Source organism: Mycolicibacterium aichiense (assembly GCF_010726245.1).
Taxonomy (GTDB): domain Bacteria; phylum Actinomycetota; class Actinomycetes; order Mycobacteriales; family Mycobacteriaceae; genus Mycobacterium; species Mycobacterium aichiense.
Genome location: NZ_AP022561.1, coordinates 2,045,440 through 2,057,371 on the forward strand (window position 1 = coordinate 2,045,440; position 11,932 = coordinate 2,057,371).

Annotated in this window: 13 protein-coding genes and 1 pseudogene; 5 read left to right on the plus strand and 9 right to left on the minus strand. The window is 64.9% G+C overall.

The features are described 5' to 3' along the window. Positions 1 to 21: 21 nt before the first annotated feature. Entirely contained in the window at positions 22 to 1,137 is a 1,116-nt protein-coding gene (ald, locus tag G6N32_RS09865; RefSeq protein WP_115319446.1) for an alanine dehydrogenase, read from the minus strand. Positions 1,138 to 1,231: 94 nt separating this feature from the next. Here ald and aldR point away from each other — a divergent pair, with 94 nt between their 5' ends. Then, positions 1,232 to 1,744, plus strand: a complete 513-nt coding sequence (aldR, locus tag G6N32_RS09870) for an HTH-type transcriptional regulator AldR (RefSeq protein ID WP_115319447.1) — start codon at positions 1,232 to 1,234, stop codon at positions 1,742 to 1,744. A gap of 67 nt (positions 1,745 to 1,811) precedes the next feature. Here aldR and G6N32_RS09875 read toward each other — a convergent pair whose 3' ends face one another. Beyond that, positions 1,812 to 2,711: a PE-PPE domain-containing protein gene (locus G6N32_RS09875; RefSeq protein WP_115319448.1), complete on the minus strand. Its 900-nt coding sequence runs from the start codon at positions 2,709 to 2,711 to the stop codon at positions 1,812 to 1,814. 99 nt (positions 2,712 to 2,810) lie between these two features. Between G6N32_RS09875 and dapB the strand changes: the two genes are divergently transcribed. The 4 genes from dapB to G6N32_RS09895 are packed head-to-tail and all read left to right on the plus strand — an operon-like array spanning position 2,811 to position 4,961. Further along, positions 2,811 to 3,545, plus strand: a complete 735-nt coding sequence (gene dapB, locus G6N32_RS09880; protein ID WP_115319449.1) for a 4-hydroxy-tetrahydrodipicolinate reductase — start codon at positions 2,811 to 2,813, stop codon at positions 3,543 to 3,545. A 35-nt stretch (positions 3,546 to 3,580) separates the two neighbouring features. After that, positions 3,581 to 4,003, plus strand: coding sequence for a tetratricopeptide repeat protein (locus G6N32_RS09885; protein ID WP_115321048.1), 423 nt, complete (start codon positions 3,581 to 3,583; stop codon positions 4,001 to 4,003). Beyond that, positions 4,000 to 4,482 carry a nitroreductase family deazaflavin-dependent oxidoreductase gene (locus tag G6N32_RS09890; protein WP_147292007.1) on the plus strand — a complete coding sequence of 161 codons (483 nt, stop codon included), beginning with the start codon at positions 4,000 to 4,002 and terminating at the stop codon, positions 4,480 to 4,482. The genes G6N32_RS09885 and G6N32_RS09890 overlap by 4 nt, the downstream gene beginning before the upstream one ends. A 26-nt stretch (positions 4,483 to 4,508) precedes the next feature. Further along, a complete protein-coding gene (locus G6N32_RS09895) occupies positions 4,509 to 4,961 on the plus strand; it encodes a flavodoxin family protein (protein ID WP_115321049.1) in 453 nt (150 codons plus the stop codon). A 7-nt stretch (positions 4,962 to 4,968) separates the two neighbouring features. On the opposite strand, the pseudogene G6N32_RS09900 reads toward G6N32_RS09895, so the two are convergent. The 7 genes and pseudogenes from G6N32_RS09900 to G6N32_RS09930 all read right to left on the minus strand — a co-directional run bounded on the left by G6N32_RS09900 (position 4,969) and on the right by G6N32_RS09930 (position 11,827). Further along, positions 4,969 to 7,989, minus strand: a pseudogene (locus tag G6N32_RS09900) (FAD-dependent oxidoreductase). Next, positions 7,986 to 8,393 (minus strand): SCP-2 sterol transfer family protein, encoded by a 408-nt coding sequence (locus tag G6N32_RS09905; RefSeq protein ID WP_115319451.1) that lies wholly within the window; start codon positions 8,391 to 8,393, stop codon positions 7,986 to 7,988. Before G6N32_RS09905 ends, G6N32_RS09900 begins: the two are co-directional and overlap by 4 nt. Further along, positions 8,386 to 9,408, minus strand: coding sequence for a hypothetical protein (locus G6N32_RS09910; RefSeq protein WP_115319452.1), 1,023 nt, complete (start codon positions 9,406 to 9,408; stop codon positions 8,386 to 8,388). Before G6N32_RS09910 ends, G6N32_RS09905 begins: the two co-directional genes overlap by 8 nt. Continuing rightward, the gene (locus G6N32_RS09915) at positions 9,405 to 9,683 is read right to left on the minus strand and encodes a hypothetical protein (RefSeq protein WP_115319453.1); all 279 of its coding nucleotides are present in this window, start codon (positions 9,681 to 9,683) and stop codon (positions 9,405 to 9,407) included. Before G6N32_RS09915 ends, G6N32_RS09910 begins: the two co-directional genes overlap by 4 nt. Then, entirely contained in the window at positions 9,680 to 10,138 is a 459-nt protein-coding gene (locus G6N32_RS09920; RefSeq protein WP_115319454.1) for a hypothetical protein, read from the minus strand. The genes G6N32_RS09915 and G6N32_RS09920 overlap by 4 nt, the downstream gene beginning before the upstream one ends. Then, positions 10,135 to 11,337, minus strand: coding sequence for a polyprenyl synthetase family protein (locus tag G6N32_RS09925; RefSeq protein WP_115319455.1), 1,203 nt, complete (start codon positions 11,335 to 11,337; stop codon positions 10,135 to 10,137). The genes G6N32_RS09920 and G6N32_RS09925 overlap by 4 nt, the downstream gene beginning before the upstream one ends. After that, on the minus strand, positions 11,306 to 11,827 hold the full coding sequence (locus tag G6N32_RS09930; protein ID WP_232077587.1) for a hypothetical protein: 522 nt from the start codon (positions 11,825 to 11,827) through the stop codon (positions 11,306 to 11,308). The genes G6N32_RS09925 and G6N32_RS09930 overlap by 32 nt, the downstream gene beginning before the upstream one ends. Positions 11,828 to 11,932 lie beyond the last annotated feature (105 nt).

Consider the following 11,932-nt stretch of genomic DNA (forward strand, 5'->3'; position numbering starts at 1 on the left):
GCTGGTGGCTCACTGAGGTTTTCAGGCCATCAGGCCGGCCGGATCGGTATAGGGCAGATCGAGGTCATTGGCGACCTCGTGGTTGAGCAGCTGTCCGTGATGGGTGGACAAGCCCTTGGCGAGAGCCGGATCGGATCCGCATGCGGCCTGCCAGCCCTTGTCGGCGAGCTTGATGACGTACGGCATGGTCGCGTTGGTCAGTGCGTACGTCGAGGTGCGCGGGACAGCGCCGGGCATGTTCGCCACGCAGTAGAACACTGCGTCATGCACGCGGAAGGTCGGGTCGTCGTGCGTGGTGGGCTTGGAGTCCTCGAAGCAGCCTCCCTGGTCGATGGCGATGTCCACCAGCACCGCACCCGGTTTCATCTGTGCCACAGTCGCATTCGTGACGAGCTTCGGGGCCTTGGCGCCCGGGACCAGCACGGCGCCGATGACCAGATCGGCCTGCTTGACAGCGTCCTCGAGATCGAGTCGCGAGGAGTAGCGGGTTTCGATCGCTCCGCCGTACTCGGCATCGATCTTGCGCAGGATGTTGATGTTGAGGTCGAACACGGTGACGTGTGCGCCCATACCCCACGCGACGGCGGCGGCGTTGTCGCCGGCCATTCCGCCGCCGATGACGACGACCTTGGCCGGGGCCACGCCGGGAACGCCGCCCATCAGCACGCCGCGACCGCCTTGGGTGCGCATCAGGTGGTAGGCGCCAACCTGCGCGGCGAGCCGGCCTGCGACCTCGCTCATCGGGGCCAGCAGAGGAAGCGCTCCGTCGGCAGTCTGCACCGTCTCGTAGGCGATCGACGTGGTGCCGGATGCCAGCAGGGCATCGGTGCACGGGCGGGAGGCGGCCAGGTGCAGATAGGTGAACAGGGTCTGGTCCTTGCGCATCCGGCCGTATTCGGCCTCGATGGGCTCCTTGACCTTCAGCAGCAGATCGGCCTCGGCCCACACCTGGTCGGCGCCGGCGATGATCTGCGCACCGGCGGCCTTGAAGTCGTCGTCGTGGATGGCGGAACCCTCACCGGCGCCGGCCTGGACGATGACCTCGTGACCGCGTCGGACCAGTTCGGACACGCCGGCCGGGGTGATGGCGACGCGGTATTCGTTGTTCTTGATCTCGGTCGGGACACCGACGCGCATGATCGCTCCTCGATTGGAAATTGGCTTAGCAAGAGTGTGAAGAAAATTCGAGTGGAATGCAATCGAATTGGTGAAGATTCGATAGATTGCACGCATGAGTGAAGAATCGTCGAGATCCGATGCTCGTCCGGCGATGTCGCCGAAGGATGTTCGGGCTGAGCTGGACGACGTCGACCGACGGATTCTGGCCACCCTGCACGCGGACGCGCGCATCTCCAACAGCGCACTGGCGGACGCTGTCGGTATTGCACCGTCGACCTGCCACGGGCGGGTGCGCAGGCTGCAGGACATCGGCGTGATCCGCGGCTTCTACACCGATATCGATCCCGCTGCGATCGGGCTGTCGTTGCAGGCGATGATCTCGGTGAGCCTGCAATCCAACGCCCGCGGAAAAATCCTCAGCTTCATCGAGCACATCCGGCGCAAACCACAGGTGATGGACGTGTACTTTCTGGCCGGCGCCGACGATTTCATCATCCACGTGGCCGCCCGTGACACCGACGACCTGCGCTCGTTCGTCGTCGAGAACCTCAACTCCGACGCCGACGTGGCGGGAACCCAGACGTCGCTGATCTTCGAGCACCTGCGCGGTGCCGCTCCGCTCTAGCGTGCCAATGCCCCTGGCGCCCAACGTAACGCCACGGCGGGAAACCGCGCCGACCATCGCCGTGGCGTTACTTTCGGCGCGCCGAAGACGCCGTCGACGACTTCGGTTTCGGCTTACTGTCCGGTTTTGCGACCTTGGTGGCAGTGCGCTTGGACGCGCTGGCCGGCGCATGCGGATCGGGTATGTCGACCGGCCGGTGGTAGGCCTTCTCGATGATCGGGCGCAGTTTCTTGTCCAGCGCCGGGGCCAGTGGTCCGGCCCAGGCGACCAGCGGCAGTGTCTTCGTCGGCACCCAGACATACGTGACATTGCCCGGCTGCCCGGCCACGTCCGGTGTGTACCTCACGTTGTTCGGGTCGTTGAGGTCGACGTTGCGGTAGTTGGTGTGGATGGAGAACATTCCGGCCAACGCATTGGCGACTGCGAGCAGGTTGCGGGTGTCGTCCGGCCAGTCAGCCCACCCGTCGTACTGGCGGATGACCTCGGTGCCCGTGTAGGCGGTGTCCACCGGCAGCCAGGGGGTGGTCGAGCTCTCGGTCTTGGGTCGCCGACCCCCGTACGGATTCTCCGGGTTGCCGATCGAGACCCAGGTCAGCCGGGACGGATCGGGTGCAGTGGCCGGGTCCGCGGCAAACCTGCGCAGGTCGGCGTACACGACCTGTCCGCCTTGGCTGTGGCCGAAGAGAACGATTTGCTCGTCAGCAGGCAGGCGCGCGATTGCCTGCTGCACGTTCGTCGCTCCCTGAGCGGTGAAAGCGTTGGTGGGAAACGCGAAGTAGTCGACGGGCTGACAATGATTCGGGCTCTTACACAGGTCGCCGTGCAGCTGGGTGGGCACGAAGTGCACCAAGTGCTGCATCCCCACGAAACCGCCCTCGATCGTCAGCACCGTGGCGGCATTGCCCACCGGCGCTGCCGCGATCAACGCGGCGCTGATTGCTACGGCCAATCCAGATTTCTTGAACATCCCCGACCTCCCCAGACCGATGGTAAGTGCTAGCAACCCGTGGCGGACGGTGATTGGTGCATTGAGATGACGGCGGGGGTGCCTCGTTAGGCTGCAGGTATGCGAGTTGCGGTCCTGGGAGCCAGAGGCAAAGTCGGAACCACGATGTGCGACGCCGTCCGCGCGGCCGACGACCTGACGCTGAGCGCCGAGGTCGACGCCGGTGATGCGCTGTCGCTGTTGACCGACAATGACACCGAGGTGGTCATCGACTTCACCCATCCCGATGTGGTGATGGACAACCTGAAGTTCCTCATCGACAACGGGATCCACGCCGTCGTCGGCACCACCGGCTTCACCGACGAGCGCCTGGACACCGTCCGGTCGTGGTTGGCCGACCACCCCGAGTCAGCGGTTCTGATCGCCCCCAACTTTGCGATCGGCGCCGTGTTGTCGATGCATTTCGCGCAGAAGGCCGCGCCCTATTTCGAATCCGTCGAAGTCATCGAGTTGCACCACCCGCACAAGGCCGACGCTCCTTCGGGCACTGCGACCCGTACCGCCCGGTTGATCGCCGAGGCGCGAAAAGGCTTGCCGCCCAACCCTGATGCCACCAGTACCGGCTTGGATGGAGCTCGCGGCGCCGACGTCGACGGGGTGCCGGTGCACTCCATTCGGCTGACCGGTCTGGTCGCACATCAAGAGGTGCTGTTCGGCACGCTCGGGGAGACGCTGACCATCCGGCACGACAGCCTGGACCGCACGTCGTTCGTGCCCGGTGTCCTGCTCGCAGTCCGCCAGGTCGCCACCCGGCCCGGCCTCACCATCGGAATCGAACCGCTGCTGGACCTGTGAACCCCGCCCTGCGTATCCAGCTCCTGATCGGCCTGATGTGTGCGGCCCTGGTGGTCTACTTCCTGCTGCTGGGCCGCACCGGAATCACCTTGATCGGCACCGGAACTCCGGTCGCGGTCGCGCTCGGCATCGGGGTGCTGATCCTTCCGATCGTCGGGGTGTGGGCGATGGTGGCCACATTGCGCGCCGGATTCGCCCATCAGCGGCTGGCGCGGCTGGCCGTCGAGGCCGGGATGGAACTTGATGTGAGCCAGCTGCCGCGGACGCCGTCGGGACGTATCGAGCGCGACGCTGCGGACGCGCTGTTCGACACGGTGCGGGCCGAGCTGGAAGCCGATCCGGACAACTGGCAGCGGTGGTACCGGTTGGCGCGGGCCTACGACTATGCGGGAGATCGCAGCCGAGCCCGTGAGACGATGCGCAAAGCCGTTGCCATGCACGCGGAGGTGACGCGGTGACGACTGATTCCCCGGGGGCGCGTCTCTTCAACGCCGTGAGTAACGTGCTGCGGCGCCCGGCCATGCGACCGGTGACCCGGGCGGTCAGCGGACTGCACTCCGCGGCGTACCGGGTGAGCGGCGGCAAGGCCCAGAACCCGAAGTATCCGACGATGCTGCTGACCGTGACCGGACGAAAGACCGGCAAGTCGCGGACCGTGCCGCTGATCTACATCGAGGACGGCGACCGGTTCGTCATCGCGGCGGCCTACTCGGGCAGCGACACCGACCCAGTGTGGTGGCTGAACGTGAAAGCCAATCCCTCTGCGCAGGTTCAGGTCAGGGAGACGACAGTGCCGGTCAATGCCACCGAAGCCGACGCCGATGAGCGCGACGAGCTCTGGCGACGACTGGTGCAGATGTATCCGTACTTCGCCGACTACGAGACACGCACGACGCGTCAGATCCCGGTCATCGTCCTGACTCCGACGGCGACGTGAGCGCGGGGGAATCCATGGTGTCGGAAATGAAGCGTCTACTGCTCGTGCATCACACGCCGTCGCCGCACTGCCAGGAGATGTTCGAGGCCGTGCTCGCCGGTGCGACCGACCCGGAGATCGACGGAGTCGAGGTGATCCGCAGGCCGGCACTGACGTGCTCGGCCGCCGACATGCTCCATGCGGACGCTTACTTGCTGGGTAGCCCCGCCAATCTCGGCTACATCAGCGGTGCGCTCAAACACGCTTTCGACCAGTCCTACTACCAGATCCTGGATTCCACCCGAGGTCGTCCGTTCGGCGTCTATCTGCACGGTAACGAGGGCACCGAGGGGGCGCAGCGTGCCGTCGACGGCATCGCCGCCGGGCTGGGCTGGGTGCGAGCCGCCGAGACGGTCATCGTGTCCGGCAAGCCGACCAAGGATGATCTCGAGGCGTGCTGGAATCTCGGCGCGACGGTCGCGGCCGGGTTGATGGAGTGAATACCGCTTAGCCGGACGGGGTGTCGAAGCCGGCTTGAGAGAAAAGCGATTTGGCGTTGATCGGCTGCACGGATGCCGGGTTCACCCGACTCATCGCACTGGTGAATGCCGACGCGGCTCGCGGGCTGGCTATGTTCGACGAGTGGCGGACGGCCGTCGCCTGCGCGGATGACGTGTCCGGGCTCTCCGCGACGATGGCTTGGCCGAGGCGGTCGATCTGGTTTCCGGTATCCAGGTAGGGCGGGATCAGGATCTCCAGCCGCTTCGAATCGGGTACCTGCGTTGAGTTTCGAACGGCGGGTCCGACCGACACCACCTCCGGTGGCGGCGTCGGCCCCGAATTCTGGGTCTTCAACACATTGCTCTTGCTCCCGTTGTCGTCGGGCTTGGTGGGGATGTCTGGCCCGCCACCATGAGCAGGGTGGGGAGTGGCCTGAAGCGGAGCGCCGAAGAGCGGTGCCGCGGCAGGGGACTGGGCGGGCGCCGGTGGTGTGGGTGCCATCTGCTCGAGATGCTGCCGCCAGGCCTGGAGGTAGCCGAACAACTGTTGTGCGTAGTCCGGTGCGGGCTGTGCCGGCAACGGCATGGTGGGTATGGGATATGCAGCCGCCGTCGAAGGGGGCGGCATGAAGGCATTCGTGGGAAGTTGAGGCGCTCCGGACATGGTGGCCCATTGCTGCAGAAGCTGTTGTCCGGCTTGGAGATAGGCGAACAGCTGCTGAAGATAATCGGGCGACGGTGACGGTGTGAACATTGTTTAACCTCCTGCTGGTGCGGTCGGAAGCGCTGAGGCGCCGAGCGGGTATGGCGCCACGATGTCCAAGGGGTGTGGCAGTGACCGCTCGCAAAAGTCTGAATCGATATTGCGGAGGGGGCGGGTGTCGGCCGGCTCTCGGTTCTCGATGTCGAACACATAGCAGTAATCGCCGGCCGGTGTCGGCATCCGGATCGGACTGGACAGACTTTGATCGAGGAAGCCGTACGGGAACACCCACTTCAGCGGCGGACTCTTCTCCCGGCGGTCGACGCCGCCCGATTCAACCCAGATGTAGTGGTCGAGAATGGCATTGACTGCGTGGCGGCCCGACTCGCACGCGGCCTCCATCGACGTCAACCGAGTGAACGTCTTGTTCCATGTGCCGGCGAAGACCACCGAATTGTTGTGCACTTGGTAGCCGCCGTGACGCGCTTGCCAGACGTTGGCCTGTTCGAGATTCTCGAGCCACACGTCCTCCGGCGGGATGAAACTCCATGACGTCCCGTGCGGATTCCACGGCTCGGTACCAGGCCGGTTGCCCCAATCTCCCACGATGGGGACCAGATACGGAGTCTTGTTGCGGACCACCCGGCCCTGGCCCTGACCGGGTCCACCTGCCATGACGAGACCGCGGTCGAGTGCGTACCACATCGGGCTCGGCACCACCCCTTGTCCGGCTGATCCCGAGTCGCCTGCCAGCGCGGTGATGATCTGGCGCCATACTTCGCAAGCGATCTCATCTGGCGTGCAATCGCGTGCTGCTTTCGCGCGGCCGGATTCGTCGAGCACGTGCGGAGAGGGGGTATTGAAATCGCCGATGTCGACCGACAGCACCGAGACGTGTCCGTCGCGATCCAGAATCGGGCGCTTTTCCCATAATCCTGTTTGGTTGACCGACGACAGGGCCCATGGGCTGCCGACATACAGCATGTGACCTCGGACGAGCTGGAATTCTGTGTCGAAGTAGTACTGGATCCCGCACAAAGTCTGAAAACGATCCCATGGCACTCGACCCAGTTCGTCCATCGAGTAGGGATCCCGCCACTGTTTGGGTCGGGTGGAAGAGGGTTGCAGCGGGCCATCAGGTGGCGGAGCCGTGGTGGTGAAGCCTTCCAGCTTGGCCGCAGTACCGCCGGTGCCTGCCGCGTGCAATGCGGTGGCGAGGTACTCGGCAGCGGGTGCGTCGACGGCGACGACTGTGTAGTCCGCGGTCACCCGGGTGCCGTTGGCGAACGTGATCTGGGCGCGTGGGCGCAGATGCGGTGGCTGTGTGAGGTCCAATGTCGGTGGGTCAAGCCGGGTCGCCGCCGTGTGGACGAAGCGGACGCCGAGTGCGATGAGGTGGTGGTACCAGTGGTCGAACCACGATTCGGTGGTGGGGCCGTTGAGCACTCCGTCGGCCTTGTTGTCGCGACGGTCCATGCTCAGGTAAAGCTGGAGATTCGTGCTGAGGTTCGTGCGCGCGTCACCCCACCGTGAGTCGAGGGCGACCAAAACCCGTGGCATTTGGCGCAATAGCTTGTCGCATTGCGCGGTGTAGGAGTATTTGTCCGTTCCGGTCTGGGGGTCATGTCCAACGAAGAAGTCGTATGCCGAGACGTTCTGCAGTTCGAACCTGCGACGTAAAGGGCTGGTGACAAGGTAGCGAAGCAGTCTGCTCTGGTAGGTCGCTATGTCGGTTGGGGCGAACCCAAAAGTCGTGAGTTGCGACAGCACACTGAGGAATTCGGCCGGGCTGCGCGGAAGTTCGCGAGGAAATACAAGTGACGGCTCACCGTCTGCGGTGGCTCCCTGGGTGACTACTCGGCGCACGTTGTCGTAGACGGTGCGCGAGGTCGGCGTCCAGTGTGAGGTGCCGTCGGATCGACGGGTGTTCTGGTAGACGGGTATGCGCTGGAACATGTCCCAGATATGCAGGTAATAAGCGGGAAAGAAGCGAAAGCCATGCTCGCCAGGCACCGCCCGTCCGGGCGCCGGCGGATGGCCCCGACGGCCGGGGAAGGGGCGCAGCTCGGCGTGGCTGCCGTTGTGTGTGCCGACCGTCGAATATTGAGAGGCGGCGAGACCGCCGAGCTTGACAGGCGGGTATGCCCCGGCGAACTTGGCGCCCAGCCCATTTCGCTCGTCATGCTCTGCTTCATACACCGTGACGACGAAACCGCGCTCGGCGAGTTCCTGAGCGGCGGTGAGCCCCGCGATGCCGGCGCCGATCACCGCTACGGTTGGACGGCGCTTGCAGGACGCCGGGGTCGTAATGCCTGGGTCGGTCATGGCGCGCCTGCCCGCAGTTCCGACAGCAGCCCGGGTACCGAGGCCGCCCGGACGGCACCGTGTATGTATGCCCGCAATGTGTCGTGGGCGCGCTCGACGTCATCGAGACAGCCGTGTACGGACACCACGCCGGCCTCCACGGCGTCGTCGAGTCCGACTTTGGCGTCGATCAAATCGAGAATGGCGGTTCGTGACGTTCGGACCCGGACGCCGGCTGACTGCGCGCGGCCGTCCGACACCTCGAATCGTTCACCGCCGGCGTGTACAGAGAAGATGTCGTCACCGACGTCGAGTTCAACGATCAGTGGACCGAGTTCGGCAACCAGCAACCGGTAACTGGCGGGGACATCGACAGCGAGATGGTCCACTGACCGCCGGAGGAGCGACGACACCTGTTCAGCCATAGAGGAACTCGAATACACCGGTTCCGACAAAGGTGAAGTCCTCGCCCTTGATCGTGCCGCTCACCCGGACCATCCCGTCGGTCTCACACAGCACGGTCGACCGGTCTGGGCGCGCTTCGCTCGGCTGCGCCAAGCGAGCATAGGAACGCGAATGGAACTCGGCGTGCACGGAATCGCCCGCACGTGCCGCGGTGACAACCACACGCTCCGGCACGCCCGGAATCTCTCCGTCGAGCAGCAGCCGCATCGGCGGGGGAAGGGTGCAATCCGCCGGGCGGCTGAGTCTGCCAATCGAGTGGGTCTGGACGGCCGCGTGCCGAAATATCGCGACGGGTTCGTCGTGGCGCCAGACGTAGAGCGATCGCGATACCGACCGCAGCCAGTTGCGGTCGGTTATCTCGACGAACACCATCGACCACGGGTCTTCGGGGGCAGTGGGCAAGATGGTGCCCCACGTCCAGCCGAAATCGTCGCCCCACCGGAACCGGCCCCAATTGTGGTCGTGATAGGCAAGATCGTCGGCGAATCGGTGCTGTCTGCCGCCGATGTGCAGCCAGCCGGTAGCGCGCAGTCGTGGCACGAACAGCCAGCTGATCCGGCCGTCACCCGCCGGTTCGTTGCGAACCACGAACGGCTCGCTGGTCGCGGCGAAATGCACTTCACCTTGAATAGCGTTCTCAGGCAGATCTATTGACACACGGTAGCCGTCGGCCTGAACGGTCATCCGGCAGTTCCCGATCGTCAGGTCACCCAGATCCGGCGAGAATTCGATCGCATGCCCGTCGAACCGGTCGATGGCACCGGTCCAGTTCTCGTCGTGCGCGATCACGATGACGCGGGGTGCCGGCCGTACGCCGTCGGTTCCGAAGACTTCGTTGTTGAGGCTGAAGTTGATCAGCACTCGCACGCCGTGACCGTGGATCACAAAGTGATGCCACTCCTTGAAACCCGCGGGCCGGGCGGCAGCCAAGATCGGCGTTCGCAGGAAGTCGCAACGTGCGAGTGCGGCGCTCATCGCAGGAACCGTGTTGCCGGGGCTGCCGATTCCCCGGTGGGGCTCGTATGGAGTTGGTGGGCAGAGCATGCCGCCATTCGCTCGACGGCCGAGCCTATGCTGGCGAGCCCCAGCAGGGCGTACCCGAAGTCGTCGCAGTCGTGTACCGGTGCGGCGCCGGGATCGGTGTCGGAGGCCAGAGCGCGAACCATCTCGGTGAGGGCGGCAAGACCGACCAGATAGCCGATGAAATCGCTCTTATCGGCAAGTGCGTCACGCGGATCGGTGAGTGTCATGTAAACCCCTCGGGCCGCAGCCGTGCCAGGGTGGTGTCGTCGAGGCCGAGTCCGACGAGGGTGTCGACCAGCAGATCAGCCCACGCGTCCGGGGTTCCGCTGGGCGCGGTGGGGCCGCCGAGAGCATTGAGGCTCACCATCTCCCATACCCTGCGCAGGTTTTCCACCGATTCGGACCCAGCCAGTCCGTCGCGCAGCCGCGCTCCGCGTGGGGTGTCGGCGTAGCGGCGTCCCTCGGCGACGAGCAGGTCGTGCAGCCTGCGAGCGGCCGCCGGATTGCCGAGAACCGCGCGACGCACGCCGATCAGAAGGTCGAAGATCGACCGGTGCGTCCCGTCGGCTTCGTCTGGAGCCGGCGGATGCAAGTGTGGTGTTTCTCGCTCGATGACGTCGAGGGTGAGTTCCCGGACTCGCTCCAGTTCTGCCAGCATGCCGGCCATCTGTTCGGGCGTCATCTCGTCCGCCCATGCACGTAGTCCACGAGATCGGCCAGCACGTCGCGGTGCCGGCTGTGTGGGAACCAATCGAGCGTTGCCAGCTCCGCGGCTGCCCGATGCGCATGTGTCGCGGCGACATCGCGTGCATGCCGCAGCGACCCGACGTCGTGCATCAAGTCGAACAGCCAGCGAATGTCGCTGATGCTCTTGCACTCCGAGGGATGGTGGCTCTGCAGGCGAGCCTCGAGCTCGTCGCGCCCCGACTGGGACAATTCGCCTTGTGCCGCCAGCCGATCGAGCAAGTCGGTCAGCCCCTCACCGTCAGGACTCGGGCGGCGTTTGGCCAAAATCGCCAGGGCGCGAGACTGATCCTTCGGTTCGGCATGCCGCAGGGTGTACAGCAGCATCAGGGTTCGTTTGCCTTCCCACAGATCCCCGCCGATCTCCTTGCCGTACTCCTGCGGGTCGCCCCGAAGATTGAGCAGGTCGTCGGTGATCTGGAAGGCGGCGCCGAGATGCCGTCCGAAGGACTCCAACGGCGCCATCCGCTCGGGGCGTGCCCCCGCAGCGATGGCTCCGGCCTGCAACGGGGTGATGAAGGTGTACCAACTGGTCTTCAGTTCCACCATCTTCAGGTAGTCGGCGTCGTCGAGCCGCCAACTGTTGGCGCGCACCCAGTCGAGTTCCAGCGCCTGGCCGTCGACGGTCAGGCGGGTCATCTTGGCGACCGCCCGCAGAATACGCAGTGCGGGTCCGAGTCCCACCCGCTCGACGTTGTCGAGCAGTGGTTGCAGTGACAGCGAGAGCATGGCGTCGCCGACATTGATCGCAATCGGGACACCGTGGTCGATGTGCAAGGTGGGTTTGCCTCGCCGCCACCAGGATTCGTCCTCGATGTCATCGTGGATCAGAAATGCGTTGTGGTAGAGCTCCAGGGTGGCCGCCGTAGGGAGCACCGCCTCGAGATGGCCGCCTAGCCCGAGGCATGTCGCGATGCTCAACGCAGGCCGCAGCGCCTTCCCGCCGCGCAGCGGATAGTCGAGGATCAGATCGTAGAGGCCGCCCTGGTCACGTTCACCTGGCCCGTACAGCCGCGCGATCTCACCGTCACACGCTTCTTTGCACAGCGCGAGGTAATCGTCGAGCGGGCGGGCGGCCGACGGCTTCGGGCCGCGTGCACATGACTCAGTGGTAGATGCCGGCGAGGCCGAGGTCATCCGTGATCCTCAAGGCGTACCGGATCCGTGCGGTGAGCTGTATTTGGCCACCGCCGGTCTCGCCGTCGATCTCCAGGCTCGGCGGAAGGCTGACGGCGACGTCGACCGGCTCCTCACCCGGCGATGCGTCAGGCGCTGAGCCCTGGGGGATCCGCCTTCTACGACCAAGCACCACGATGCGCGTGTCAGTGTCCGCTCCTTCGAGATGCGTGGTCCGGTGCAGTGCGTTGACGTTCGCCGCGGTGAGCAGCCCGTCCAGGATTGAAGACCCGCTGACAAGCTGGCTGAGATTGGTCAGCCCCTCTGTGTTGGCGATCAGGCACGATGGCGCCCGATACCCGCCATCCTCGACATGCGCACGGGCGGCGATCAGTTTTTTCAGCAGATCAACATCGCTATTGGTTGTTGACACGCTCAAGGTCGCACTCGCGTAGAGCTGCGGGAGGATGGCGTCATCGACGTTCTTGGCGAGTACCTTCGTCCTGGCCATGACTTCGGTGAGTAATGCGTCCGGGGTCGGCCCATTCGCCTGGGCGAGAGTTACTTGAAACGGTTGTTGTGCCAATGTCAGATTGAGAAAGCCCGGGGGACTGTA